Here is a 26,399-nt window from a genome sequence, read left to right on the forward strand (position 1 = left end):
AGTCGGATGCCGACCAGCCGCACCCACAAAAGCAGGGTTGCTCTACCAACACGTAACGGGGACATAGCCAAACGAAAAGCCCTGGCTCAGGCCAGGGCTTTTCGTAGGCATACTGGAACCGGACTACCTCAGCCCTTGTTCAACGCCTCGGCCGCGGCCAGCACCTCATCCACATGCCCCGGCACCTTCACGCCACGCCATTCGCGGCGCAGCACACCGTCGGCGTCGATCAGGAAGGTGCTGCGGTCGATGCCCATGTATTCCTTGCCGTACAGCTTCTTCAGCTTGATCACGTCGAACAGCTGGCAGAGCGCCTCGTCCTTGTCGCTGATCAGCTCGAAGGGGAACTCCTGCTTGCACTTGAAGTTCTCGTGGGACTTGATGCCGTCGCGCGACACGCCGAAGACCACGGTATTGGCCGCCTGGAACTGCGGATAGCGGTCACGGAAGCCCTGCCCCTCGGTGGTGCAGCCCGGGGTGCTGTCCTTGGGATAGAAATAGATCACTACCTGGCGGCCCTTGAGCGCGGCCAGGGAAACCTGCTGGCCGCCGGTGGCGGCGGCGTTGAAGTCGGCGACCGGCTGGTCGAGGGAAACGGCCATGTTTCGGCTCCTTTTATTAAGGATTCTGCGGGCGCCAGGGCTCGATCAGCGCATCCAGGTTCAGGGCGTCGGCGAAGTCGAGGAACTGGTCGCGCAGCCAGCTGATCTGGGTGCCCGGCGGCAGGGTCACGGTCAGGGTGGCGTTGAGCAGCGTGCCGCCGGTCTGCGGCGCCTGGTAGGTGTCGCAGGTGATGTTCTCCAGCTCCACGCGGTGGTCGCTGAAGAACTGGCACAGCTCGTTGAGGATGTCCGGACGATAGGCACAGCTGACGTAGGCCACGTAGGGCAGTGAGTTGGGGCGCGCCTCGAGGGCGCCGCTGCGGATCATGTTGACGCTGAAGCCATGGCGCTTGGCCAGCGCCGGCAAGGCGCCTTCGAGGCGCGCCAGGGCATCCCAGCTGCCGCTGATCTGGAGGGTCAGCGAGCTGTACTCGCCGTGACGGGTGAGACGGCTGCTGACAACGCCACAACGGTTTTCCTGGCTGGCCCGGCAGAGCACGCTGGTCAGCTCCATGGGGTTGGGGCCGAGGGCACTGATGACGAGGAATTGTTCGCGAACCTGAGGGGTGGACATGCAGCTTTCCTGAAACGAAGGGTCCCGGCGCAACGGGCGCCAGAGCAAAGGCAGAAGGGTAGCGAAAAGCGCCGCCCAGGGGAATGCCGGCCGGGCCTCCGCTCGCTTGTGCAACACCAGTGGCGCCAGTACCATTACCGCTCTTTTTTCCGGCAGGAGCGGTTTGCATGATTTCGGGCAGTATGGTGGCACTGGTCACGCCCATGGACGCACAAGGCGGTCTGGACTGGGCCGGGCTGAGCAAACTGGTCGACTTTCACCTGCAGGAAGGCACCAACGCCATAGTCGCCGTCGGCACTACCGGCGAATCCGCCACCCTGGACGTCGACGAGCACGTCGAAGTCATCCGCCGAGTGGTCGACCAGGTCGCCGGCCGCATCCCGGTCATCGCCGGCACCGGCGCCAACAGCACCCGCGAAGCCATCGAGCTGACCCAGAACGCCAAGAGCGTCGGCGCCGACGCCTGCCTGCTGGTCACCCCCTACTACAACAAGCCGACCCAGGAAGGCCTGTACCAGCACTTCCGCCACATCGCCGAGAGCGTGGCGATTCCCCAGATCCTCTACAACGTGCCCGGCCGCACCGCCTGCGACATGCTGCCGGAAACCGTCGAGCGCCTGTCCAAGGTGGCCAACATCATCGGCATCAAGGAAGCCACCGGCGACCTGCAGCGCGGCCAGGAAATCCTCGACCGCGTCGGCTCCGACTTCCTCGTCTACTCCGGCGACGACCCCACCGCCGTCGAACTGATGCTGATCGGCGGCAAGGGCAACATCTCGGTGACCGCCAACGTCGCCCCGCGCGCCATGGCCGACCTGTGCGCCGCCGCGATGAACGGCGATGCCGCCGCCGCGCGCGCCATCAACGAGCGCCTGATGCCGCTGCACAAGAACCTGTTCATCGAGTCCAACCCGATTCCGGTGAAGTGGGCCCTGCACGAGATGGGCCTGATGCAGGACGGCATCCGCCTGCCGCTGACCTGGCTCAGCCCGCGTTGTCACGAACCGCTGCGTCAGGCCATGCGCCAGTCCGGCGTCCTGGCTTAATCGAGGAATACTTGCGCATGAAGCGACTGGCTGGACTCTCCGCCCTTGCCCTGATCATCTCCAGCACCAGCGGTTGTGGCTGGCTGTGGGGCGACGAAGGCTACTTCCGTGACCGCTCCACCGACTACCTGGAAGCGCGCCGCACCGCGCCGATGCAGGTACCGCCGAACGTCGAGGCCAAGCGCCTCGACCCGCTGCTGCCGATACCGGCGCACGTGGCCGACAGCAACGCCAACCCGCGGGAATTCGAAGTTCCCCGGCCGCAGGCGCTCGGTGCCACCGGCGAAGCCAGCGAATTCAGTCTGCAGAAGAGCGGCGACTCGCGCTGGCTGGTCGCCCAGCGCGCGCCGTCGGAAGTCTGGCCGGTGGCCCGCTCCTACTTCGAGAACAGCGGCTTCCGCATCGCCGAAGAACGCGCCCAGACCGGTGAGTTCATCACCGAATGGCAAGGCGCCAAGGACCTGACTCCCTCCATGGGCCGCCGCCTGGGCAGCCTGATGAGCGACAGCGACAACCAGGTTCGGGTGCGCGTGCGCATCGAGCCCGGCGTGGTGCGCAATACCAGCGAAGTGTTCGTGGTCAGCGCCGAACGCGAGGAAGGCAGCCGCGCCGATGTGGCTTTCCCGGCCCGCACCGGCAACGCCGGCCTCGAAGCCTCGCTGCTCGACGGCATGCTCGCCGACCTCAGCAGCAGCGCGGAACACGGTTCCGTCTCCCTGCTGGCCGCTCGTAACTACGATGCCCCCAGCCGCGTAACCCTGTCCCAGGACGGCGCCGGCAACCCGGTGCTCAACCTCAGCACCGACTTCGACCGCGCCTGGTCGAGCATCGGTCGCGCCCTGGAGCTGAGCAACGTGCGCGTGGAGGACATCAACCGCAGCCTGGGCGTGTACTACGTCAACCTGGCCGAAGGCGCGAACAAGCCCAAGGAAGAGAAAGGCTTCATCAGCGGCCTGTTCGGCAGCGAGCCGAGCCAGGAAGAGATCGACGCCCGCGCCGAGCGCTACCAGGTACGCCTGACCAGCAACGCCGGCGGCGACGTGCAGGTCACCGTGGAGAAGGACATCAACACCGCGGCCCCCGAAGACGTGGCCCGCCGCGTGCTGACCCTGATCCAGGGCAACCTCGGCTGACCCCTGGCCCGGCCTGGCCGGGCCCGCAGCGAAAACCGATAGGCGAAACCCGGTGGGTTTCGCCTGTTTCGTTTGAACCAGGCGGAAAACTCGACATGAACACTCCCACCACCCTGAGCCTGAAGAAGATCTACTCCGGCAAGGTCCGCGACCTCTACGAGATCGACGACAAGCGCATGCTGATGGTCGCCACCGATCGTCTGTCGGCCTTCGACGTGATCCTCGAAGAACCCATTCCGGAGAAAGGCAAGATCCTCACCGCCATCTCCAACTTCTGGTTCGACAAGCTCAAAGGGCTGGTGCCCAACCACTTCACCGGCGACAAGGTGGAAGACGTGGTGCCGGCCGCCGAGCTGCCGCTGGTGGACGGCCGTGCCGTGGTCGCCAAGCGCCTCAAACCGGTGGCCGTGGAAGCCATCGTGCGCGGCTACATCGTCGGCTCCGGCTGGAAGGAGTACCAGAAGAGCGGCACCGTGTGCGGCATCCAGCTGCCGGCCGGTCTGAAGGAAGCGGCGAAACTGCCTCAGCCGATCTTCACTCCCTCGACCAAGGCCGCTGTCGGCGACCACGACGAGAACATCAGCTTCGAACAGTGCGAAGCCATCATCGGCGCCGAACTGGCCGCCAAGGTACGCGACACCGCCATCGCCCTGTACAGCGCGGCAGTCGAGTACGCGGCTACCCGCGGCATCATCATCGCCGACACCAAGTTCGAATTCGGCCTGGATGAAGACGGCACCCTGACCCTGATGGACGAAGTGCTCACCCCCGACTCCAGCCGCTTCTGGCCGGCCGATAGCTACGCCGAGGGCAGCAACCCGCCGAGCTTCGACAAGCAGTTCGTACGCGACTGGTTGGAATCCACCGGCTGGAACAAACAGCCCCCCGCCCCCACCGTGCCTGCCGACGTCGCCCAGAAGACCGCCAACAAGTACCGCGAGGCGCTGACCCGCCTGACCAGCTGAACGAACCGGTAGGGTTTTAGAAAGGCTATGTCCCCGTTAGGTGTAGACGCTACAGCTGCCTGCCCCTGGATTCCCGCCTGCGCGGGAATGACGGTTCCGGAAGCGATTCCCTCCCTACCTCGTCATCCCCGCGCAGGCGGGAATCCAGAAGGGGTCAGGGCACTACAGCATCTAACGGGTACTATTCATGGCTATTCCCCCGTTAGTTGTTGCACGCCTTGTGGGAGCGGATTTATCCGCGAATTTCGCGGCCAATCGGAATGCCGCCCAGCCGCTCCCACAAGAGCAGAATTGCGCCGCCAACACGTAACGGGTACATAGCCTTTAGAAAAGGGAGCTGCGGCTCCCTTTTTCATAGGCAACTGCAAGCGCCTGATCGGACAAGAAAAATCGCTGGACTAAAGCCACTCAACTGGTATCATGCGCACCGCTTTGGGAAGATGCCGGAGTGGTCGAACGGGACGGATTCGAAATCCGTTGTGTCAGCAATGGCACCTAGGGTTCAAATCCCTATCTTCCCGCCATACTCAAAGCCTAAGCCCCTGAAATTCATAGAGTTTCGGGGGCTTTTGCTATCTGCGGCATGCAAGGTGTCGAAAGCCGGTTCAGCTCTGCAGCAGAGGCCACATCCTGGCCACATGCATCAGGGCGCAAATCCAAACCGCGTCACTCCCGGCCTGATAGACAAGGCGGTAGTTTTCGGGGATCAGCTTCCGAGTACCCGCAACCGTTCCTGGCCTGCCCTGCGATCATTTCAGAGGCCATGGAAGTTGCTAAGACTGCCTAGAGGGTGTGTCGAAAAAGTATCGAAACACGGTAAGGCATAGTGAAAAGGTGTGGCCTAGGCTGGTCTGACAAGCCAGAGCAAATCGACCTGGCGGTACCGGCACTACCGTGAAACGCCATAGGACCTGAGGCCATGAAGCGCCTTGAGAATCTGCCGATAGCCTAGCAACAGCCCCAACGCCATGAGGATTTGCACCGCAGTGGCGATGATGTTTGCGATATCTTCCGTGGCAAGCGCCCCGTCTGCCCAATCATTGTGCGCGGCCGCCATCAGAATGATGGTCCAGTAGCCGGCATCTGCCAGAGCCGAGGCGAGCAGCCAGAGGCCGATCAGCGTGCATCCGACATCGAGCGCGGTGGCACCGTTGGCGGATATGGGAGTGCCCGGGCTCTCCATCACAGGCAACAACTTCGTTGCGATGGACGAGGGGAAGAACCAGAGCAGCACTGCTGCCACGAGAGGTACGGCGGCCGTAAGGGCTATGCCCCATATGAGATCGCTGATCGGAATGTCAAAAGACGCACCAATAGCCTGCGCAGCGAACCTGAGCGCCGTTATCGCAAGGAAGATGGCAAACAGGCGAATCGCGACTACGACGATATCTTCTCGTGACATGGCGTGGTCTCCCTCTATTCCAATGCCTGATACTTCATGCTTGGTGGGCCTCATGCCCTTCTGGCAGGGGCTCGGCATAAACCTTTACCTTGTATCTGGCCTGAAGTACCTCGATGACTTTCTGCACATGTGGACCAGATGATGGGGCTTTGACCTGATGCTTCATCGAGGTGAACGTGTCGATGGCCACTTTTCCCTCTTGCTCATGAATCCAGAACCATGAGTCGCCTTGCAGGCCGGATTCGAGTCGTTGGAAATAGCCAGACAAGTGCATTTTCAGCTCGTTGTGGAAATCGCTGTAGCTTTCCGGATAGTTCATTTCGACAAATATCATCGAGGGGCTCCCACCCTACGGCAACTGTCGAAGGTTAACCGGGCGGGCTCAAACATGAACAGGCCTCGGTCCCATGCCTAAGGCAGCACATATAAAGCAGAGGAACGAGAACTGAGCAACCGCCTTGCATGCGTCTCCGAGTGGGGTAAGCTCGTGTCACTCCCTTCTCAACAGGACGCCCTCATGCTCCGTCTCTCCGCTTTCGCCGCCGGCCTTCTGCTGTCCGCCGGTGCCTTCGCCCTCTCCCTTTCCGACCTGACCCAGAGCGATGCCAGCGGCGGGCTCAAGGATGCCCTGACCCAGGGCGCTCAGGTCGCTGTCCAGCAACTCGGCAAGCCGGGCGGCTTCAGCAATAACGAAGCGGTGCGCATCGAGCTGCCGGGCAAGCTGGGCAAGGCCGCCAAGACCATGAAGAAGATGGGCATGGGCGCCCAGGTCGAGGAACTGGAGGCCGGCATGAACAAGGCGGCCGAGGCCGCCGTACCAGAGGCCCAGGCGATTCTGGTGGATGCGGTTAAGAAGATGACCCTGACCGATGCCAAGGGCATCCTGGCCGGTGGCGAAGACTCCGCCACACGCTACCTGGATCAGAGCAGCCGCGAGCAGATCCGCGCCAAGTTCCTGCCCATCGTCAAGCAGGCCACCGACAAGGTCGGTCTCGCCCAGCAGTACAACAGCTTCGCCGGTCAGGCCGCCGCCTTGGGTGTGGTCGATGCGAAGAGCGCCAATGTCGAGAACTATGTAACGGAGCAGGCGCTGGACGGCCTGTTCAAGATGATCGCCGAACAGGAAGCCAGCCTGCGCCAGAACCCGGCCGGCGCGGCCACCGGCCTGGCGAAGAAGGTGTTCGGCGCCCTGTAAGCCGCCTCAGCGGAAAAGCAAAAGCCCGGCGATAGGCCGGGCTTTTTTGTGGCCGGGCTTGTGGCCCTGCCGGGTGCCGACATGAGCCGGCTCGGAGGAATGACGCGTCGTACCGGGCGGATAACCCCCACGGTGGGTGTACGGCACGCGGGGCGCGGTGGCACGGCCACCGGCACTTGGGTCGAGCGCCATGAGCGACGCCCGGTGTTGCCGGAATCGCCAGGTTCGATGACCGATCCGGCGAAACCTTCAGCCGCACCCTCCTCGCATCGCTGCCCGGAAGGTGCGACCGGCGATCAGCCGATGGTCATCAGGCTGGCGTTGCCTCCCGCAGCCGCGGTATTCACGCTGAGGGCATGCTCGATCAGCAGGCGCTCCAGCGGAATGTCGGTCTCGCCCTTGTTCAGGCCGTGCACGCTGACGATGGCGCCCTGGCGCCGGGCGGCCTGCTGGCTGACTTCGCGCAGCTGATCGGAGTCGCCATGGTGCAGGATGGCGTCGAACTCGGCGTCCTGGCTGGTCCAGTCGGCCACGGTGGCGATGTGCTTCTGTACCTCCTTCGGCAGCTTGCCGAGCAGCTCACGCTGGCTCTCCGGCAGCAGCGCCTGGCTGCCCACCGCCAGGGTGGCCGCCAGTTGCGCCAGCAGGTCGGCGCGCTCCTCGGCCAGGCACAGCACACGCTCGCGCGGCAGCAGCGAGTAGGTGTTGCGCTCGCCGGTCGGGCCGTTCAGCACATGGCTGGTGTAGCTCTGCGACAGCCGAGTGTATTGCTCGAACAGCGCGGCGGCGGCCGGCTCCTGCTTGGCGGCCCACTCGGCGAACGCCGCACGTGCCTTGTCCAGTTCGTCCGGCGCGGCGACGCGCTGCACCTGATCGCCATCGAGCTGGCGGGCCACGGCGTCCTGCGGACGGGTCGAGAGCAGGCGGTACAGGTACAGCGGGCCGCCAGCCTTCGGACCGGTGCCGGACAGGCCCTCGCCACCGAACGGCTGCACGCCGACCACGGCGCCGACGATATTACGGTTGACGTAGAGGTTGCCGACTTTGGCGGTGTCCACCACCTGGGCGATGGTCTCGTCGATGCGGGTATGCACGCCGAGGGTCAGGCCGTAGCCGCTGTCGTTGATCTGCTGCAGCAGGTTGCCCAGTTCGGCACGCGGGTAACGCACCAGGTGCAGGACCGGGCCGAAGATTTCGCGCTGCATCTCGTCGAAGCTGTCCAGCTCGATCAAGGTCGGCAGCACGAAGGTGCCGCGCTTGATCTCGTCGCCATCGGCGCGGGCGGCCTGGAATACCTTGCGGCCCTTCTCGCGCATCTTCTCGATGTGCGCCTCGATGCCGGCCTTGGCCTCGGCATCGATCACCGGGCCGATGTCGGTGCACAGCCGCTCCGGCGAGCCGATGCGGTACTCGGCCATGGCACCCTTGAGCATTTCCACCACGCGGTCGGCCACGTCCTCCTGCACGCACAGCACGCGCAGCGCGGAGCAGCGCTGGCCGGCGCTGTCGAAGGCGGAACTGACCACGTCGATCACCACCTGCTCGGCCAGCGCCGAGGAGTCGACGATCATGGCGTTGAGGCCACCGGTCTCGGCGATCAGGGGGATGGTGCGGCCCTGGGCATCCAGGCGGCCGGCGATGTTGCGCGCGAGGATGCCGGCCACCTCGGTGGAGCCGGTGAACATCACGCCGCGCACGCGCTCGTCGCCCACCAGTCGGGCGCCGACCGTCTCGCCGCGACCCGGCAGCAGCTGCACGGCGCCGCCGGGCACGCCGGCCTCCAGCAGGATGCGCACGGCCTGCGCGGCGATCAGCGGGGTCTGCTCGGCCGGCTTGGCCAGCACGGTGTTGCCGGCGGCCAGCGCCGCGGCCACCTGGCCGGTGAAGATCGCCAGCGGGAAGTTCCACGGACTGATGCACACCACCGGGCCCAGCGGACGGTGGCTGTCGTTGCCGAAGCCGCGCGCCTGGGCGGCGTAGTAGCGGAGGAAGTCCACCGCCTCGCGCACTTCGGCGATGGCGTTGGCGAAGGTCTTGCCGGATTCGCGCACCAGCAGCCCCATGAGCTGCTGGATCTCACCTTCCATGCGGTCGGCGGCGCGCTCCAGCACGGCGGCGCGTTCGGCCGGCAGGGTCGACTGCCAGATCTGGCCGCTGGCCTGGGCGCAGAGGATCGCGCCCTTCACGTCGGCCTCGCTGGCCTCGTGCACGTGGCCGACCAGGTCGCGGTGATCGGCCGGGTTGCGCACCGGCTCGGCCGGACCGGGGTTCGGCGTGTCGCAACCGAGGATCGGCGCGGCGATGTAAGCGGTGTTGGTGGAGGACAGCAGCGCCGAGGACAGCGAGCCCAGGCGGTGCTCGTTGGCCAGGTCGATGCCCTCGGAATTCAGGCGCGCCTCGCCGTACAGGTCACGCGGCAGCGGGATGCGCGGGTGTGGCAGGCCCAGGGCGCCTTCCTGGGAGGCCATGCGCTCGACCTGCTCGACCGGGTCCAGCACCAGCTCCTTCAGGGAAATGCTCTGGTCGGCGATGCGGTTGACGAAGCTGGTGTTGGCGCCGTTCTCCAGCAGGCGGCGAACCAAGTAGGCCAGCAGCGTCTCGTGGCTGCCGACAGGCGCGTAGATGCGGCACGGACGGTTGAACTTGCCGTCGGCGACCTTGCCCACCACCTGTTCGTACAGCGGCTCGCCCATGCCGTGCAGGCACTGGAACTCGTACTGGCCCGGGTAGTAGTTCTGCCCGGCGATCTGGTAGATGGCCGACAGCGAGTGGGCGTTGTGGGTGGCGAACTGCGGGTAGATGGCTTCCGGCACCGCCAGCAGCTTGCGCGCACAGGCGATGTAGGAGATGTCGGTGTACGGCTTGCGGGTGTACACCGGGTAGCCTTCCAGGCCGTCGACCTGGGCGCGCTTGATCTCGCTGTCCCAGTAGGCGCCCTTGACCAGGCGGATCATCAGGCGGTGACGACTGCGCTTGGCCAGGTCGATGACGTAGTCGATCACGTACGGGCAGCGCTTCTGGTAGGCCTGGATGACGAAGCCGATGCCGTTCCAGCCGGCCAGTTCCGGCGCGAAGCACAGGCGTTCGAGCAGGTCGAGGGAGATTTCCAGGCGGTCGGCTTCCTCGGCGTCGATGTTGATGCCGATGTCGTACTGCTTGGCCAGTTTGGTCAGGTCCAGCAGGATCGGGTACAGCTCGTCCATCACCCGGTCGTACTGGGCGCGGCTGTAGCGCGGGTGCAGGGCGGACAGCTTGATCGATATGCCCGGCCCCTCGTAGATGCCGCGGCCGTGGGAGGCCTTGCCGATGGCATGGATGGCCTGCTCGTAGGAAGCCAGGTAGCGCTTGGCGTCCTCCTCGGTCAGCGCAGCCTCGCCGAGCATGTCGTAGGAATAGCGGAAGCCCTTGCTCTCCATGGTAGCGGCGTTGGCCAGGGCCTCGCCGATGGTTTCGCCAGTGACGAACTGCTCGCCCATCAGGCGCATGGCCATGTCCACGCCCTTGCGGATCACCGGCTCGCCACTCTTGCCGATCAGGCGATTGAGCGAGGACGACAGGCCGGCCTCGTTGTGGGTGGACACCAGCTTGCCGGTGATCAGCAGGCCCCAGGAAGCGGCGTTGACGAACATCGACGGGCTCTGGCCCAGGTGCTGGCTCCAGTTGCCGTTGGCGATCTTGTCGCGGATCAGGGCGTCACGGGTGGCCTTGTCCGGGATGCGCAGCAGTGCCTCGGCCAGGCACATCAGCGCCACGCCCTCCTGGGAAGACAGGGAGAACTCCTGCAGCAGGCCCTGCACCAGGCCCTGGCGGCCACCGGTGTTCTTCTGGTTGCGCAGCTTCTCGGCGATGCCCAGCGCCATTTTCTGGGTGGCCTCGGCCTGCTCCCTGGGCAGGCGCGCCTGCTCCAGCAGCACCGGCAGCGCGTCGGTTTCCGGCCGGCGGTAGGCGCCGGTAATGGCCGCGCGCAGCACCGACTGGGGCAGGATGCTCTCGGCGAAATCGAGGAACACCTGCAGGCCCTGCTCGGTCAGCGACTCCACCGCTTCTTCGCCCGCGACCGCCGCCAGGCCGGAATGCTCGGCGGGAGTCAGGCCACCCTCGACCTGCTCCAGGTAGTTGAAGATCGCCTGCTTGATCAGCCAGTGCGGGGTGCGATCGAGTTGCTGGGCGGCCTGCTTGAGGCGTTCGCGAGTGGCGTCGTCGAGTTTCACGCCGAGGGTGGTGGTGGCCATCGGTTTTCCTGTCTGAGTGGGGCGCGTTGACGCGCGTGCGCCGAAGATTAAACCTCCAGAGGACAAAGGTGCAACCTAGTGCAACCTTCGTCTATAGCGAGAGGCACAACCAGTGCAACCTGACGCTTGCACTGCGCTACAGACAACCTTAGCCCCACCTCGCCGGCCTGCCTCCCGAACCGATGACCGTGGCGCAACGAAAAAGCCCGGCGCAGGCCGTGATGCTGTTCACATGGTCGGGCGCGATCAGTTGTTGTGAACTCAGCCCTGTAGGAGCGGACTTGTCCGCGAACAGGACCGACAACAAAGCTTCGCGGCCAAGGCCGCTCCCACAGAAGCGGCACACAACGGCCTCAAGGACCATAGCCTTCAGTGAACAGCATCACAGCCCAAGCCGGACCTCCTCCATTCGCAGCGCCTAGCGCTGCACCTCCTTGACCCTGAACCAGGCCGCATACAACGCCGGCAGGAACAGCAGGGTCAGCGCCGTGGCGACAATCAGGCCACCCATGATGGCCACCGCCATCGGCCCGAAGAACACGCTGCGCGACAGCGGGATCATCGCCAGCACCGCCGCCAGGGCGGTCAGTACGATGGGCCGGAAGCGCCGCACCGTGGCCTCGATGATGGCGTGCCAACGGTCGTGCCCAGCGGCGATATCCTGCTCGATCTGGTCCACCAGGATCACCGAGTTGCGCATGATCATCCCGGACAGGGCGATGGTGCCGAGCATGGCGACGAAGCCGAACGGCTGCTGGAACACCAGCAGGAACAGGGTCACCCCGATCAGGCCCAGCGGCGCGGTGAGGAACACCATGGCCGCCCGCGACATGCTCTTGAGTTGCAGCATCAGCAGGGTCAGCACCACCAAGATGAACAGCGGGATGCCGGCGTTCACCGACTTCTGCCCACGCGAGGAGTCCTCGACCGTGCCGCCTACTTCCAGCAGGTAGCCGCTGGGCAGTTCGGCGCGAATGGATTCGAGGGTCGGCAGAATCTCCTTGGTCAGGCTGGCCGGCTGCTCGTGACCATAGATGTCGCCATAAACGGTGACGGTCGGCAGGCGGCCGCGACGCCAGATCACGCCCTCCTCGAAGCCGTACTCCAGGGTAGCGATCTGCGACAGCGCCACGCTCTTGCCGTTGCTGGTCGGCACGGCCAGGCTCGGCAGTTGCTCCAGCGACTGGCGCTCGCGCACGGTGCCGCGCAGGAGGATCTCGATCAGCTCGTTGTCCTCGCGGAACAGGCTGACGCTGGAGCCGGTCAGCGAACTCTCCAGGAAGCGCGACAGGTCGGCGCTGGTCACGCCCAGGGCGCGGGCGCGATCCTGGTCGATGTCCAGGTAGATCACCTTGCTCGGTTCCTCCCAGTTCAGGTGCACGTTCGAGACCTTGGGGTTCTCCCGCACCTTGGCCGCCACCTGACGGGCGATGTCGCGTACCTCCTCGATGTGCTCGCCGCTGACCCGCAACTGGATCGGGAAGCCGACCGGCGGGCCGTTCTCCAGGCGCGAGACGCGGGTGCGGGCGAAGGGGAAGTCCTCGTTCATCACGTCGATCAGCCAGCCGCGCACCTTCTCGCGGTCCTCGATGCTCTTGGCCAGGATCACGAACTGGGCGAAACGGGTGGCCGGCAGTTGCTGGTCCAGCGGCAGGTAGAAACGCGGCGAACCGGTGCCGACGTAGGCCACGTAGTTGTCGATGCCGGGGTGGTCTTTGAGCCTGGCCTCCAGGCGCTTGACCTGTTCCTCGGTGGCCTTGAGCGACGAGCCCTCGGTGAGCTTGATGTCGACCATCAGCTCCAGGCGGCCCGAGGCCGGGAAGAACTGCTGCGGCACGAAGCGGAACAGCACGATGGAGGCGACGAACAGCGCCACGGTCACCAGGATCACCGTCTTGCGCCGGCGCACGCACCACTCCACCACTTCGCGCACGGTCTGGTAGAAGGTGGTGGAGTACGGATCGTGGCCGTCCGGATTGCCGCCGTGCTTCTTCGCGTGCAGCTTGGCCAGGTCCGGCAGCAGCCGGTCGCCCAGGTAGGGCACGAAGACCACGGCCGCGATCCACGACACCACCAGCGCGATGGTCACCACCTGGAAGATCGAGCGGGTGTACTCGCCGGTGCCGGACTGGGCGGTGGCAATGGGCAGGAAGCCGGCCGCGGTGATCAGGGTGCCGGTGAGCATCGGGAAGGCCGTGCTGGTCCAGGCGAAGCTGGCCGCCCTGATCCGGTCGTAGCCCTGCTCCATCTTGATCGCCATCATCTCCACGGCGATGATCGCGTCGTCCACCAGCAGGCCCAGCGCCAGCACCAGCGCGCCCAGGGAAATCTTGTGCAGGCCGATGTTCAGGTAGTACATCGCCGCGAAGGTCATGGCCAGCACCAGCGGGATGGACAGCGCCACCACCAGGCCGGTGCGGATGCCGAGGGAGAAGAAGCTGACCAGCAGCACGATGATCAGCGCCTCGGCCAGCACGCGCACGAACTCGCCCACGCCGGTCTTCACCGCCGCCGGCTGGTCGGACACCTTGTGCAGTTCCATGCCCACGGGCAGCGTCTCCTGCATGCGGGCGAACTCGCGCTGCAGGGTCTCGCCCAGGGCGAGGATGTCGCCGCCCTGCTTCATCGACACGGCGATGCCGATGGCGTCGCGCCCCATGAAGCGCATGCGCGGCGCGGGCGGATCGTTGAAGCCGCGATGCACCTCGGCCACGTCACCGATGCGGAAGGTCCTGTCGCCGACGCGGATGGGGAAGTCGCGAATCTGCTCCACCGTCTCGAAGCGACCGGACACGCGCAGCGGCACGCGGTCGGTCGGCGCCTCGAAGAAACCGGAATAGCTGATCGCATTCTGCTCGTCCAGCGCCTGCTGCACGGCGGCCAGCGGCAGGCCCAGGGTGGCCAGCTTGACGTTGGACAGCTCGATCCAGATCTTCTCGTCCTGCAGGCCGATCAGCTCGACCTTGCCCACGTCCTTGACCCGCTGCAACTGCAGCTGCAGGCGGTCGGCGTAATCCTTCATCACGGCGTAGTCGAAGCCCTCGCCGGTCAGCGCGTAGATGTTGCCGAAGGTGGTGCCGAACTCGTCGTTGAAGAACGGGCCGCGAATGCCCGGCGGCAGAGTGTGGCGAATGTCGCTGACCTTCTTACGGATCTGGTACCAGAGCTCGGGAATATCCTTGGAATGCATGGAGTCGCGGGCCATGAAGGTGACCACCGACTCGCCGGGCCGCGAATAGGAGTTCACGAACTCGTACTCGCCGGTTTCCATCACCTTCTTCTCGATGCGCTCGGTGATCTGCCGGGAAACCTCCTCGGCGGTGGCGCCCGGCCAGTCGACCCGGATCACCATGGCCTTGAAGGTGAAGGGCGGGTCCTCGCTCTGGCCCAGCTTGGTGTAGGACAGCGCGCCGATCACCGCCAGCACCAGCATGAAGTAACGCACGACGCTGCGGTTGCGCAGCGCCCATTCGGACAGGTTGAAGGACATGGCTTACTCCTTGCCTGCCAGTGCGACCATACGGTTGTCGCGATCCACCGGCCGTACCTCCTGGCCGTCGAGCAGCACGTGCACACCGGCGGAAACCACCCAGTCGCCGGGCTTCAGGCCTTCCAGAATCGACACGCGCTCCTGCCCGTAGGCGCCCACCCGGACCGGCGTGCGCACCACCTTGGATTCGCTGGGGTCGACCACCCAGACGAAGGGCTGGTCCTTCTCGGCACTGAGGGCGGACATCGGCACGGACAGTGGCACGTCGCCATCAGCCCTGATCTCAACGCGGGCGCTCTGCCCTACCTCGGCCTTGACCGCCGCATCGTTGAACGCCACGCGGGCGGCGAAGGTGCGCGACTGCGCGTCGGCGGCCTGGGACAGCTCGCGGATGCGGCCGGGGAACTGCTTGCCGGGCTGCGACCACAGTTCGATGCTGACATCCTGGCCGATGCGGAAGCGCTCCAGGGCGTGCTCGGGCACGCTGATCAGCACCTCGCGCTCACCGTCGGCGGCCAGGGTGAACACGGTCTGCCCGGCGGCCACCACCTGCCCCACCTCGCCCAGCCGACGGGCGATCAGGCCACTCTGGGAAGCGCGCAGCACGGAGTAGCCGGCCTGGTTGCTGGCCACGTCGAACTCGGCGCGGATCTGCTTCAGACGGGCCTCACCGGCCCGGTACTGGTTCTCGACGTTGTCGTACTGCGATTGGCTGATCAGTTGGCGGGCGAGCAACTTCTTGTAGCGATCGCGCTCGGAACGAACCAGCTTGAGGTTGGCCTCGGCGGCGCTGACCTGGGCCCGCGCGGCCTCCAACTGCAGCCGGACGTCCTGCGGATCGAGTTCGGCCAGCGACTGGTCCTTGCGTACCCGGTCGCCGGCGTCCACCAGGCGCTTGGCGATCTTGCCGCCGATGCGGAACGCCAGCTCGGGCTCGAAGCGCGCCCGCACCTCACCGGGATAGGTATCCACCGCGTTGGCCGCCGGCAACGGATGCTCCACCATCGCCGGACGTACCGGCGCCTCGACGGTTTCGCCATTGCCGCAGGCGGCGAGCAGGGAAATCAGGGAAAGCGGTACAGCGAGAGACAGGGCATGGCGAAGCATGGCGGGCGACCTTTCGCAAAAGTAGCTTGGAATACTTATACTGGCCGGTATAGTAAAAATAGCGAACTCACCAGTCCAGTATTAAAAGAGCCTGATGTCCGACAAATCATTGCAGCCTTCCAGCGGGCCCGGACGCCCCAAGGACCCCGCCAAGCGCCAGGCCATCCTGGAGGCCGCCAAGCACCTGTTCATCGAGAACGGCTACGACGGCAGCAGCATGGATGCCATCGCCGCCAGGGCCGGCGTGTCCAAGCTCACCGTGTACAGCCACTTCACCGACAAGGAGAACCTGTTCGCCTGCGCGGTGGAGTCGAAGTGCGAGGAACAGCTGCCGCCGCTGATCTTCGAGCTGCGCCCGGGTGGCTCCGTCGAGGACGCCCTGCGCGCCATCGGCCGGGGCTTCAGCAAGCTGATCAACAGCGACGAGTCGCTGGCCCTGCACCGCCTGATGATCTCGCTCGCCACGCAGAACCCACAGTTGTCGCAGCTGTTCTTCGACGTGGGCCCACAGCGGGTGATCGACGCCATGCGCCATCTGCTCGAACAGGCCGACGCCAGTGGCCAGCTGCAGGTGGACAACCCCGTCCACGCCGCCGAGCACTTCTTCTGCATGATCAAGGGCGGCATCCACTTCCGCGTGCTGATGGGTGTCGGCCAGGCGCCGGACGACGCGCAGACCGAGGCCCACGTGCGGGAAGTGGTCGAGATATTCCTGCGCGCCTATCGCCGCTGATTACGGTTAGGGCTTGAGCGCCTTCTTCGGGTAGATGTCGTAGCGGCTGGACTTGCCTTCCAGCGCATAGCTCGGCTTGGCCCCTTCGATGATCGGCGCCTTGCGCGGACGCTTGACCACTACCCGGTGGCTGGCCAGGGCCAGAGCTGCTTCCAGTAGCGCCGGCGCATCGAGATCGTCGCCCACCAACGGGCGGAACAGGCGCATTTCCTTCTTCACCAGCGCGCTCTTGTCCCGGTGCGGGAACATCGGGTCGAGATAGACGACCTGGGGCGGCTCGCCCTGCCAGCCGCGCAGCAGCTCGATGGCGTTGCCCCGGTGCAGGCGCATGCGCGCGGCGATGGGCGCCACCTCGGCATCGTCCCGGGCGCGCCCCAGGCCGTCCTCGAGCAGCGCAGCGATGATCGGCTGGCGTTCGATCAGGTCCATCTCGCAACCCAGGCTGGCCAGCACGAAGGCGTCGCGCCCGAGCCCGGCGGTGGCGTCCAGCACGTGAGGACGCACACCAGGCTGCACGCCCACCGCCTTGGCGATCATCTGCCCGCTGCCGCCGCCGAACAGGCGCCGGTGGGCCACCGCCCCCTCAACGAAATCCACCCGCACCGGCCCCGGCACCTGCGGCCCCAGCTCGACCAGCTGCAACCCCTCCTCACCCAACTGCACGGCGAACTCCGCCTCGCCCTCCAGCGGCAGGCCGAGACGCTCGGCCCAGCGGCTGGCAGCTTCGGCGAACGCGGGCTGCAGGGCCTCGACACGGATGCGGGTGACGGCGGGTTGGTCGCTCATGGGAAATCGCTCAAAGGAACCGGCGCGCGGCCGATAAGGGAAATAGCCGCCTATTCTGCCAGACCGCACCGATGTCCTCGAAGCTCGTCGCCCTGCCCGCCCAACGCAACTTCCTGCTGGAACGCCAGTGGGAAGCCGGCCTGCGCGAAGCCTTCGACTACCAGCGCCTGCTCGATTCCCTGCTGCCGAAGGACACGACTCCCGTAGAGGGTGCCCCCGAAGTCATCTCCACCGAACGGCTGGAGTCCGACCACGCGGCCACCGATGCCTGGCTCGAAGGCTTCCGCCAGACGCTGCAGCAGCGCGAATGGCAGCTCGGCGTCAGTGAATACCGCCGCGGCCCCATGCTCGACCCGTTGACGCTGGAGCTGGCCGGCGATGCCTTCGCCACAACGTCCGACTCACTCCACGACAGCGCGGCGGACGAGGACGACCTGATTCGCCAATGGCGCCTGTCCCGCCTGGAGAACGCCGGCAGCCGGAGCCAGATCGTCGCCACGGCGGCGCCCCGGGACACCCGCCACGCCCTGGGTGCCTATGGCGGCATCGCCCTGCTGGCATCTACCGCGACGGGCCAGGAACTGCTCCCGGCGAACCGCTAGCGGCACATGCGGAACAGCCCCATGTCCAGGTGGAAGTGATCGCGGTGGGCGGCGTTGTAGTCCGGCCCCAGGGTGACGTTGAAGCTGTCGCAGGCGGCGTCGCGCACCCGGAGCAGGAACAGCGCCTCCTTGCCCTCGCCGCCCCAGTCCCGCACCACGCTGATGCGCCTGCCGTCCTTCAGGCGGAATCCGGCGATGTCCAGCGCATTGGCCGTGGCGTGCTGGCTGCGCCGCTGGCTGGTGCCGATGTTGCGGCAGGCGAAGCTGCCCAGGTGCTCGACCCGCGCCACCGGCTGGCCAAATACCTCGCGCGCCGCCGGTTGCAGGCCGTGTTCCTGGAACAGCGCGTAGGCCACCGCCAGCTTGCAGCTGGCCAGGAAGCCGGAGCTGAGCTGCACCCCGGCGCCCTGCACGTGCACGGCGTTTTCCACGGCGCAGCCCGCGGCGGGCTCGCTGTCCGCCACGGCCGTATAGCGCAGCACACTGCTGTCCAGCGCCAGCCGGCACAGCTCGGGCTCCTGCTGCAGTCGCATCAGCTTGTAGCCGGTGAGCAGGTTGGGCGGCCGCCGAACATCCAGCGGTGCCCAGGGATTCCAGTCCGGCGGCACCTGCAACCAGCCCTGGTAGACGGCCAGCGGCGCACCGATCAGGGCCGACAGCAGGAGCAGCCAGAAGGCGCGCCACATGCCGCCGTCAGCCGAACAGGTCGTTGATCTCGTCGAACGGCATGGCCTCGCCCATCGCCGCCAGGCTGCCACGGGCCAGCTCGCCGGCGGCGAGGAAGAACTCGCCGTAGGCCACCCGCGCCAGGTTGGAACCCACGCTGACCCGCTTCACGCCCAGGTCCGCCAGTTCGGCCAGGGACAGGCGCAGGTTCGGCGAGCCGACCAGCACATTGACCGGCCGGGGCGCCACCGCCTGGACCACCGCCTTGATCTCGTCGCGGCTGCGCAGTCCGGGCGCGTAGAGCACGTCGGCGCCGGCTTCGGCATAGGCCACCAGGCGGCGAATAGTGTCGTCCAAGTCGGCGCGGCCATGCAGGAAGTTCTCCGCGCGGGCCGCCAGGGTGAAGGGGAAGTCCAGCGACCGGGCCGCCTCCACCGCGGCGTGAATGCGCTCCACGGCCAGCTCCAGGGGATAGATGGGTGTGTCGGCGCGACCACTGGCGTCCTCGATGGAACCGCCCACAAGCCCCGCCTCGGTGGCCAGGCGGATGGTCGCGGCGCAGTCCTCCGGCGCGTCGCCGTAGCCGTTCTCCAGGTCGGCCGCCACCGGCAGCGGCGTGGCCTCAACGATGGCGCGGGCGTTGGCCAGGCACTCGTCGCGGCTCACCGCGCCCTCGGCATCGCGCCGCCCCAGGGAGAACGCCAGCCCGGCGCTGGTGGTGGCCAGCGCCTGGAAACCGAGCCGGGCAAGCATCTTCGCCGAGCCGGCATCCCACGGATTGGGCAGGACCAGCAGCCCCTCGCCCAGGTGCAGGTCACGGAAGGCTTCGCCACGCTCTCGCTGCGTACTCATGTTGCTGCTCCTTGCGCCGAGTGAAGGAAATGGACCGGCCGTCCGGAAGAGCGGCCCCTGTCAGAGCAGACCGAGCTGCTCGACCTCCGGTTCAACCTGCGCCGGGGCCAGCGCCGGCAACCCCGGCAGGCGCTGGGCCAGGCACTCGTGGAAGCGTAGCGCCTGAGCGGCGGCCAGGTGGTTGTCCGGCGTGTGCAGGAAGACATGGGGCGCCAGGCCCTGCTCGATCCAGGCCGCGACCTTGTCCAGCCAGGGTTCGAGGAACGGCTGGTTGGCGTCCAGGTCCGGCCCGCCGATGAAGCGCACCTGCGGGCTGCCGCTGAACGCAGCTGGGCGCAGCGGCAGGCGTGGCTTCCTCGACTGGGCGTGGAGCACCGCCGGATCGCGCGAGGTGCAGGCGAACAGGGCTCGCGAATCCAGGCAGATGCGCTCCACGCTCCGCTCCTGCAGGCAGCGGTTGAGCAGGCGCTCCTCGTCACCCTTGGCGAAGAAGGCCGGATGGCGAACCTCGACGGCGATGGCACGGCTGGAGAACTCGTCGAGCCAGGCCAGCAGCTCGCTCAACCGGGTCGGGCCGAAGCTGGCCGGCAGTTGCAGCCACAGCGGCGCCACCCGCTCGCCGAGCGGCTGCAGCAGCCGGAGGAAGTCGAGCGTGGCGCCGAAGTGGTCGCGCAGGTCGCCCTCGTGGCTGATATCGCGCGGCAGCTTGGCGCAGAAGCGGAAGCCGACGGGCATCTGCTCGGCCCAGCGCAGCACGGTCGCCAGCGCCGGGCGGGCATAGAAGGTCGTGTTGCCCTCCACCGTATTGAAGGTGGCGGCGTAGTGGCTCAGGGTGTCGGCGGGGCGCAGGCCGGCAGGATAGAAGCTGCCGCGCCAGGCCGGCTCGTTCCAGGAAGGACAGCCGAGGAAGTACGGCATGGGGGCCGCGCCGGAGGCGTCGGACGAGGAATCTCGGAGGGTCATCGGCTATCCAGGGAGTGCATATCCGACCGCCGCCTGAGGCTCAGGCGTACAGGTCGAGGCCGAGGACTTCGCTGGCGTCGCGCTCTTCGGTGTAGCCCGCGGTGTTGCCGTAGGCGGCCAGGGCCTGGTTAGCCTTGGCGCTGAAACCGCGCTGCTGGGAGAGGCTTTCCTGGAACCGCGCCGGCAGGCTGTCGCTGCTGGCGTTGCTGGCCTGCACGCGCCGCGGCTGGGCGAGCTGTTCGTAACCCTGGGTGGACGACGGTGAAACCGGCTGTTCCTGGCGCTGCTCGACCTCGCGCTGTGTCTCGCGCAAAGGCGTGACCGAGCTGCCCGGGCGGGGGCTGCGGTCCAGCGGATAGGAGGATGAGAAGCCGTCGATACGCATGATTACTGCTCGGGATACGTGGATGGCAATTTAGCGGCGCCAGAAAAAAATGGCAATTTGCCTGGCCCGTCAGCGGACGGAAGGCGAAGTCTAGGGCTTGGACGCCTTGGGCGTGGCCACATTGTCCCGCAGGTAGACCGGCTGCGCCTCATCGGCCGGCAGCGCCTCGCCACGCGCCCAGGCGAAGGTCGCCAGGGTCAGCAGGTCCAGGGCGTGGGGCAGCATGGCGTCGTCGCGGCCGCTGGGCGTCAGCCCGATGCGCGCGCCGTAGGTGCCCCAGCCGGTGCCGGCGGCGAACCAGTCGCCTGCGGCGCCACGGGGCAGCTCCGCCCTCTCCGGCGCCAGCACGGCTTCGACGCCCTGCAGGCGCATTTCGCCCTGCTCGGCGACGTAGCAGCCCCAGTACACCTCATCCATGCGCGCGTCGATGGCCGCGGCCACCTGCCGGGCATCGTGCTCGCGCAGGGCGCGCTGGGCCAGCACGGCCAGGTTGGAAACCGGCAGCACCGGCCGGTCCAGGGCAAAGGCCAGGCCCTGCACCACGCCGATGGCGATGCGCACCCCGGTGAAGGCGCCGGGCCCGCGGCCGAAGGCGATGGCATCGACCGCGGACAGAGCAACCCCGGCCTCGCCCAGCAGGTCCTGCACCATGGGCAGCAGGCGCTGGGCGTGCAGGCGCGGGATCACCTCGTAGTGGCTGAGCGTCTTGCCATCGTGCAGCAAGGCGACGGAGCAGGCTTCGGTGGCGGTATCCAGGGCCAGCAGGGTGGTCATCGGGGCATCCGGTCGGGCAGAAAAAGGCGGCGATTATACCCGAGGCTGGGCGGGGTTCCGATTGGCCGCGACACAAGGGCTTCGCGGCCAAGGCCGCTCCCACATGCACCCGGTAGAAAGCACAACGGCCCGCATGGGCGGGCCGTTGGGCGGAGCGGTCAGCCGATCAGCTGAGGGCCGAAAACACCTTAGCGGTGATTTCTTCCACCGAGCCGACGCCGGCGATGGCGCTGTACTTCGGGGTGCCTTCGGCGGCGGCCAGCTTCTGGTAGAAGTCCACCAGCGGCTTGGTCTGGGAATGGTAGACGGACAGGCGATGACGCACGGTCTCCTCGGTATCGTCCTTGCGCTGGACCAGCTCGTCGCCGGTCTCGTCGTCCTTGCCCTCGACCTTCGGCGGGTTGTAGACCACGTGATACACGCGGCCGCTGGCCTCGTGCACGCGGCGACCGGCGATGCGCTGGACGATCTCTTCGTCGTCGACGGCGATCTCGATCACGTTGTCGATGGTCACGCCCGCTTCCTTCATGGCCTCGGCCTGGGGAATGGTGCGCGGGAAGCCGTCGAACAGGAAGCCGTTGGCGCAGTCCGGCTGGGCGATGCGCTCCTTGACCAGGTTGATGATCAGGTCGTCGGAGACCAGACCGCCGGCATCCATCACGCTCTTGGCCTGCAGGCCCAGCTCGGTGCCGGCCTTGACCGCGGCACGCAGCATGTCGCCGGTGGAGATCTGCGGAATACCGAACTTCTTGGTGATGAAACCAGCCTGGGTACCTTTGCCGGCACCGGGCGCCCCCAGCAGAATCACGCGCATCGAAGTGCTCCTCAAGAAAAGACAGGAAAGTCGTCGGATTCGCCTCGTGGGGCCAATCTCAATATTGGGTTTCGGCGTCACTGAGCGGCCAAAAGGAGGGCCACAATACACAGCGCTTCGGTGACGCACAAGCCACCGAAAGTCGGAGTCGGCGGGGCCTCAGCCAGTGTTGCGCAGCCCTGCTGCGATCCCCGCCACGCTGACCAGCAACGCCTGCTCCAGAGGGCTGTCCAGAGGGCTTTCGCGCTGCCTGCAGCGGGCCAGGAGCTCGGCCTGCAGCAGGTGAAGCGGGTCCAGGTAGATATTGCGCACGGTGATCGCCTCGCGGGTCTCCGGACTGTGGGTGAGCAGCTCCGACTGATGGGTCAGGCCCAGCACCATGGAACGGCACTGCGACAATAGGTCGCGCAAATGCGCACCCAGCGGTCGCAATCCGGATTCGACCAGGCGTTCGTCATACAACGACGCGATCGCCGGGTCGGTCTTGGCCAGCACCATCTCCAGCATGTCGATGCGGGTGCGGAAGAACGGCCAGCGCTCGCGCATGTCCTCCAGCAGCCCCTTGCCGCCGCCTTCGAGGGCCTTGGCCAGCGCGGTTTCCCAGCCCAGCCAGGCCGGCAGCATCAGCCGCGTCTGGGTCCAGGCGAATATCCACGGAATGGCGCGCAGGCTCTCCACCCCGCCGGCGCGGCGCTTGGCCGGGCGGCTGCCGAGCGGCAGGCGGCCGAGCTCCTGTTCCGGTGTGGCCTGGCGGAAGTACTCGACGAACTGCGGATGCTCACGCACCACGGCGCGGTAGGCGGCGACGCCATCGGCGGCCAGGCGGTCCATGGCCGAGCGCCAGGCCGGCTCCGGCGCGGGCGGCGGCAGCAGGGTCGCCTCCAGCACGGCGGCCAGGTAGAGGTTGAGGTTCTGCTCCGCCAGTCGCGGCAGGCCGAACTTGAAGCGGATCATCTCGCCCTGCTCGGTGGTGCGGAAGCGCCCGCTCACCGAGCCCGGCGGCTGCGACAGGATGGCCGCGTGGGCCGGGCCGCCGCCACGCCCCACCGTGCCACCCCGACCGTGGAACAGCAGCAGTTCCACCTGGTGCCGGCGGCAGATCTCGACCAGCGATTCCTGCGCCCGGTACTGGGCCCAGGCCGCGGCCGTGGTGCCGGCATCCTTGGCCGAGTCGGAATAGCCGATCATCACTTCCTGCGGCCCGTGCAGGCGGGCGCGGTAGCCGTGCAGGCCGAGCAGGCGGTCGATGGCCGGGCCGGCGTTGTCCAGGTCGGCCAGGGTCTCGAACAGCGGCGCCACCCGCATCGGCCGCCGCAGCCCGGCCTCCTTGAGCAGCAGCTGCACCGCCAGCACGTCGGACGGCGCGCCGGCCATGGAGATGACGTAGGTGCCCAGCGAAGCCGCCGGCGCGGCGGCGATCACCCGGCAGGTGGCCAGGACCTCGGCGGTCTCGGCCGAAGGTTGGTGCTGCGGAGGCAGCAGCGGGCGACGGCTGTCCAGCTCGCGCAGGAGGAATTCGAGGCGCTGGTCCTCGTCCCACTCGGCGTAGTTGCCCAGCCCCAGGTAATCGGTGATCTCGGCCATGGCCGCGGCGTGGCGAGCGGCGTCCTGGCGGATGTCCAGGCGCACCAGGAACAGGCCGAAGCAGGCAGCCCGGCGCAGGCAGTCGAGCAGTTCGCCCTCGGCGATCACGCCCATGCCGCAGGCGTGCAGCGAGTGGTAGCAGAGTTCGAGCGGCTCCAGCAGCTCGCGGTTGTCGTGCAGCACCTCGGGGCCGGGCGCGACCTCCTCGTCCAGCGCCGCCTCGGCCCAGGCGCGGGTGGCGCGCAGGCGCTCGCGCAACTGCTTGAGCACGGCGCGATAGGGCTCGGGATGCACGCAGACGCGCAGGCGCAGTTCGTCGCTGGCCTGCTGCATGGACAGCTCGGCGGCCAGCCGGTCGATATCGCGCAGGTAGAGATCGGCCGCCATCCAGCGCGCCAGCAGCAGCACCTTGCGGCTGACCTCGGCGGTGACGTTGGGGTTACCGTCGCGGTCGCCGCCCATCCAGGAGGCGAAGCGCACCGGCGCGGCGCCCAGAGGCAGGCGCAGGCCGCAGGCGTCCCGCAGGGCCTGGTCGGCCTTGCGCAGGAAACTGGGCAGGGCCTGCCACAGGGAATGCTCGATCACCGCGAAGCCCCACTTGGCCTCGTCCACCGGGCTCGGCCGACTGCGGCGGATTTCCTCGGTGTGCCAGGCCTCGGCGATCAGCCGGCGCAGCTGGAGTTGCGCCTGGTCGCGCTCGGCCGGCAACAGGTCCACGTGATCGAGTGCGGCGAGTTGCGCCGCGATGGCGTCGTACTTCTGGATCAGGGTGCGCCGCGCCACCTCGGTGGGGTGCGCGGTGAGCACCAGTTCGATGTCCAGGCGGCCCAGCTGGCGGGCCAGCGCATCCGGCTTGTGCCCGGCGGCCACCAGGCGCTGCAGCAGCTCCGCCAGCGCCCGGTCGTCGAACGGTTGCACCTCATCGGCGTGATGGCGGCGGATGCGGTGATACTGCTCGGCGATGTTGGCCAGGTTGAGGAACTGGTTGAAGGCCCGCGCCACCGGCAGCAGCTCGTCGTCACTGAGCCCGTCCAGGGTCTCGCGCAACTGCTGCTCGCCGGCCAACGAGCCCTTGCGCCCGGCCTTGGAGCCCTGGCGGATCAGCTCGACCTTGTCGAGGAACGCCTCGCCCAACTGGTTGCGGATGGTGTCGCCGAGCAGCTCGCCGAGCAGGTGAACCTCTTCGCGCAGACGCGCATCGATCTCCGCCATGGACCTTCTCTCCGCCTCGGGATAGAGGCGTCCAGCTTGCACAGGGCGACCCATTCTTACAAGCACACGACGAACGGCCGCTACCGGAACGCTGGCGAGCTAGTCTGAACCCTACGGGCGTCGGGAGCGCCCGTATCCGGGCCGTGCGCGGCATCCGGAGGTTATCCGCCCAGCAGAGGTACATATGAAGATCCGTGAACTCACCCGCCATTGGGAGCAGAACGCCAAGGGTCGCCTGACCCAGAGCCAGTACCACATCCACCTCGACCTGGAATCCGCGGCACGCCTGGCGGCGCTGGCCGAGATGTATCCCAAGCGCAGCGCCGAGGAACTGCTCGCCGAACTGATCGGCGCGGCCCTGGAGGAACTGGAAGCCAGCCTGCCCTACGTGAAGGGCAACAAGGTGGTCGCCACCGACGAGCAGGGCGACCCGCTGTACGAGGACATCGGCCCCACGCCTCGCTTCCTCGCCCTGGCCCGCAAGTACCTGCAGCAGATGACCGAACGCAACGACAACACCCAGCACTGAGCGCAGGTGTCGCGGGCCTTCCGGGCCATGCGGCACCACAACCCTCCCCTCTTAGTCCCTCCTGCCTCCGTATCCGGCGTTCTGCACCGAGCATCTCTCGTGACCGGAAAAATACGTGTTGGTGGCGCAAGCCTGCTTTGTAGGGGCGGCTGGGCGGCATTCCGATTGACCGCGAACTTCGCGGCTGAAGCCGCTCCCACAAGGTGTGCAACAACCAACGGGGACATAGCCGGGAAAAAACCTTGAACATTCGTTTTGAGAAGGAAGTCACACCACTAGACCGGGCGATTGGCAGGCTTCTTCGCCGATCAAGCCGCATCCGGTAGGCAACTTCAATGGACTGCATGGAGCTTGAACCATGAAAAAGAGCCCGAGAACGCTTCTTCTCACACTGACCCTCGGTAGCGGGCTGGTTCTGGCCGGCTGTGCCGGCAACCCACCCACCGAGCAGCTCGCCTCTGCCAACGCGGTCATCCGCAGCGCCGAGGTGGCCGGTGGCCCCGAATACGCGCCCGCCGACATGAAGGCCGCGCAGGACAAGATGAGCCAGGCCCAGCTGCTGATCCAGGATCAGGAGTACGAGCAGGCTCGCCGGTTGATCGAGCAGGCCGAGGCGGACGCCCGCGTCGCCGAGCGTCGCGCCCTCGCCAGCAAGGCCCAGCGGAGCCTGGAGGACGCCCAGCAGGGTGTTCGGCAGATCCGCGAGGAAGGCTCGCGCACCCCGATCATCGTGCAGTGACCATGGAGGACCGA

23 protein-coding genes, 1 tRNA gene and 1 pseudogene are annotated in these 26,399 nt (G+C 66.9%); 9 read left to right on the top strand and 16 right to left on the bottom strand.

Annotated features, from left to right (window positions below):
* Positions 1-128: 128 nt before the first annotated feature.
* Both N7640_RS15975 and N7640_RS15980 read right to left on the bottom strand, forming a co-directional pair.
* Positions 129-602 (bottom strand): peroxiredoxin, encoded by a 474-nt coding sequence (locus N7640_RS15975; RefSeq protein WP_279905572.1) that lies wholly within the window; start codon positions 600-602, stop codon positions 129-131.
* Positions 603-618: 16 nt separating this feature from the next.
* On the bottom strand, positions 619-1,176 hold the full coding sequence (locus N7640_RS15980) for a glycine cleavage system protein R (protein WP_220813620.1): 558 nt from the start codon (positions 1,174-1,176) through the stop codon (positions 619-621).
* Between the two features lie 167 nt (positions 1,177-1,343).
* Between N7640_RS15980 and dapA the strand changes: the two genes are divergently transcribed.
* The 4 genes from dapA to N7640_RS16000 all read left to right on the top strand — a co-directional run bounded on the left by dapA (position 1,344) and on the right by N7640_RS16000 (position 4,844).
* Positions 1,344-2,222, top strand: a complete 879-nt coding sequence (dapA, locus tag N7640_RS15985) for a 4-hydroxy-tetrahydrodipicolinate synthase (RefSeq protein WP_279905573.1) — start codon at positions 1,344-1,346, stop codon at positions 2,220-2,222.
* Positions 2,223-2,239: 17 nt separating this feature from the next.
* On the top strand, positions 2,240-3,355 hold the full coding sequence (gene bamC, locus N7640_RS15990) for an outer membrane protein assembly factor BamC (protein ID WP_220813622.1): 1,116 nt from the start codon (positions 2,240-2,242) through the stop codon (positions 3,353-3,355).
* 95 nt (positions 3,356-3,450) lie between these two features.
* Positions 3,451-4,320 (top strand): phosphoribosylaminoimidazolesuccinocarboxamide synthase, encoded by an 870-nt coding sequence (locus N7640_RS15995; RefSeq protein WP_279905576.1) that lies wholly within the window; start codon positions 3,451-3,453, stop codon positions 4,318-4,320.
* Between the two features lie 434 nt (positions 4,321-4,754).
* Positions 4,755-4,844: transfer RNA gene (locus N7640_RS16000), tRNA-Ser, on the top strand.
* An 81-nt stretch (positions 4,845-4,925) separates the two neighbouring features.
* On the opposite strand, the pseudogene N7640_RS16005 reads toward N7640_RS16000, so the two are convergent.
* The 3 genes and pseudogenes from N7640_RS16005 to N7640_RS16015 form a co-directional block, all read right to left on the bottom strand.
* Positions 4,926-5,063 (bottom strand): annotated as a pseudogene (locus N7640_RS16005) (type II toxin-antitoxin system mRNA interferase toxin, RelE/StbE family); the annotation flags it as partial.
* Positions 5,064-5,209: 146 nt separating this feature from the next.
* The gene (locus N7640_RS16010; RefSeq protein WP_279905578.1) at positions 5,210-5,722 is read right to left on the bottom strand and encodes a hypothetical protein; all 513 of its coding nucleotides are present in this window, start codon (positions 5,720-5,722) and stop codon (positions 5,210-5,212) included.
* Positions 5,723-5,756: 34 nt separating this feature from the next.
* Positions 5,757-6,056: a hypothetical protein gene (locus tag N7640_RS16015; protein WP_279905580.1), complete on the bottom strand. Its 300-nt coding sequence runs from the start codon at positions 6,054-6,056 to the stop codon at positions 5,757-5,759.
* Between the two features lie 183 nt (positions 6,057-6,239).
* Here N7640_RS16015 and N7640_RS16020 point away from each other — a divergent pair, with 183 nt between their 5' ends.
* Entirely contained in the window at positions 6,240-6,917 is a 678-nt protein-coding gene (locus N7640_RS16020) for a DUF4197 domain-containing protein (RefSeq protein ID WP_279905582.1), read from the top strand.
* Positions 6,918-7,213: 296 nt separating this feature from the next.
* Here the strand turns inward: N7640_RS16020 and putA are convergent, their stop codons facing one another.
* The 3 genes from putA to N7640_RS16035 all read right to left on the bottom strand — a co-directional run bounded on the left by putA (position 7,214) and on the right by N7640_RS16035 (position 15,746).
* On the bottom strand, positions 7,214-11,149 hold the full coding sequence (gene putA / locus N7640_RS16025) for a trifunctional transcriptional regulator/proline dehydrogenase/L-glutamate gamma-semialdehyde dehydrogenase (protein WP_279905583.1): 3,936 nt from the start codon (positions 11,147-11,149) through the stop codon (positions 7,214-7,216).
* 418 nt (positions 11,150-11,567) lie between these two features.
* Entirely contained in the window at positions 11,568-14,639 is a 3,072-nt protein-coding gene (locus tag N7640_RS16030) for an efflux RND transporter permease subunit (protein ID WP_279905584.1), read from the bottom strand.
* Between the two features lie 3 nt (positions 14,640-14,642).
* Positions 14,643-15,746: an efflux RND transporter periplasmic adaptor subunit gene (locus tag N7640_RS16035; protein WP_279905586.1), complete on the bottom strand. Its 1,104-nt coding sequence runs from the start codon at positions 15,744-15,746 to the stop codon at positions 14,643-14,645.
* A 94-nt stretch (positions 15,747-15,840) separates the two neighbouring features.
* Between N7640_RS16035 and N7640_RS16040 the strand changes: the two genes are divergently transcribed.
* Positions 15,841-16,479 carry a TetR/AcrR family transcriptional regulator gene (locus tag N7640_RS16040; RefSeq protein ID WP_279905588.1) on the top strand — a complete coding sequence of 213 codons (639 nt, stop codon included), beginning with the start codon at positions 15,841-15,843 and terminating at the stop codon, positions 16,477-16,479.
* Positions 16,480-16,485: 6 nt separating this feature from the next.
* Here N7640_RS16040 and N7640_RS16045 read toward each other — a convergent pair whose 3' ends face one another.
* A complete protein-coding gene (locus N7640_RS16045; RefSeq protein ID WP_279905590.1) occupies positions 16,486-17,265 on the bottom strand; it encodes a class I SAM-dependent methyltransferase in 780 nt (259 codons plus the stop codon).
* Positions 17,266-17,336: 71 nt separating this feature from the next.
* On the opposite strand from N7640_RS16045, the gene N7640_RS16050 reads away from it, so the two are divergent.
* The gene (locus N7640_RS16050; protein WP_279905592.1) at positions 17,337-17,867 is read left to right on the top strand and encodes a hypothetical protein; all 531 of its coding nucleotides are present in this window, start codon (positions 17,337-17,339) and stop codon (positions 17,865-17,867) included.
* On the opposite strand, the gene N7640_RS16055 is transcribed toward N7640_RS16050, so the two are convergent.
* The 7 genes from N7640_RS16055 to ppc form a co-directional block, all read right to left on the bottom strand.
* The gene (locus tag N7640_RS16055; RefSeq protein ID WP_279905594.1) at positions 17,864-18,553 is read right to left on the bottom strand and encodes an extensin family protein; all 690 of its coding nucleotides are present in this window, start codon (positions 18,551-18,553) and stop codon (positions 17,864-17,866) included. The two genes, N7640_RS16050 and N7640_RS16055, sit on opposite strands and share 4 nt — an antisense overlap.
* A gap of 7 nt (positions 18,554-18,560) precedes the next feature.
* Positions 18,561-19,385 carry an isocitrate lyase/phosphoenolpyruvate mutase family protein gene (locus tag N7640_RS16060; RefSeq protein ID WP_279905596.1) on the bottom strand — a complete coding sequence of 275 codons (825 nt, stop codon included), beginning with the start codon at positions 19,383-19,385 and terminating at the stop codon, positions 18,561-18,563.
* Between the two features lie 60 nt (positions 19,386-19,445).
* On the bottom strand, positions 19,446-20,303 hold the full coding sequence (locus N7640_RS16065; RefSeq protein ID WP_279905621.1) for a DUF72 domain-containing protein: 858 nt from the start codon (positions 20,301-20,303) through the stop codon (positions 19,446-19,448).
* An 85-nt stretch (positions 20,304-20,388) separates the two neighbouring features.
* A complete protein-coding gene (locus N7640_RS16070; RefSeq protein WP_279905598.1) occupies positions 20,389-20,733 on the bottom strand; it encodes a hypothetical protein in 345 nt (114 codons plus the stop codon).
* A gap of 90 nt (positions 20,734-20,823) precedes the next feature.
* The gene (tsaB, locus tag N7640_RS16075; protein WP_279905599.1) at positions 20,824-21,507 is read right to left on the bottom strand and encodes a tRNA (adenosine(37)-N6)-threonylcarbamoyltransferase complex dimerization subunit type 1 TsaB; all 684 of its coding nucleotides are present in this window, start codon (positions 21,505-21,507) and stop codon (positions 20,824-20,826) included.
* 166 nt (positions 21,508-21,673) lie between these two features.
* On the bottom strand, positions 21,674-22,321 hold the full coding sequence (gene adk / locus N7640_RS16080) for an adenylate kinase (RefSeq protein WP_220813639.1): 648 nt from the start codon (positions 22,319-22,321) through the stop codon (positions 21,674-21,676).
* Positions 22,322-22,480: 159 nt separating this feature from the next.
* Positions 22,481-25,117, bottom strand: coding sequence for a phosphoenolpyruvate carboxylase (gene ppc / locus N7640_RS16085; RefSeq protein WP_279905600.1), 2,637 nt, complete (start codon positions 25,115-25,117; stop codon positions 22,481-22,483).
* Positions 25,118-25,301: 184 nt separating this feature from the next.
* Between ppc and N7640_RS16090 the strand changes: the two genes are divergently transcribed.
* The gene (locus N7640_RS16090) at positions 25,302-25,646 is read left to right on the top strand and encodes a pilin assembly protein (protein WP_279905601.1); all 345 of its coding nucleotides are present in this window, start codon (positions 25,302-25,304) and stop codon (positions 25,644-25,646) included.
* Positions 25,647-26,004: 358 nt separating this feature from the next.
* Positions 26,005-26,385, top strand: coding sequence for a DUF4398 domain-containing protein (locus N7640_RS16095; protein ID WP_220813642.1), 381 nt, complete (start codon positions 26,005-26,007; stop codon positions 26,383-26,385).
* Positions 26,386-26,399: the final 14 nt, after the last annotated feature.

Origin of the sequence: Pseudomonas sp. GD04015 (genome assembly GCF_029837675.1) — a bacterium.
In the GTDB taxonomy this organism is placed as follows: domain Bacteria; phylum Pseudomonadota; class Gammaproteobacteria; order Pseudomonadales; family Pseudomonadaceae; genus Aquipseudomonas; species Aquipseudomonas paralcaligenes.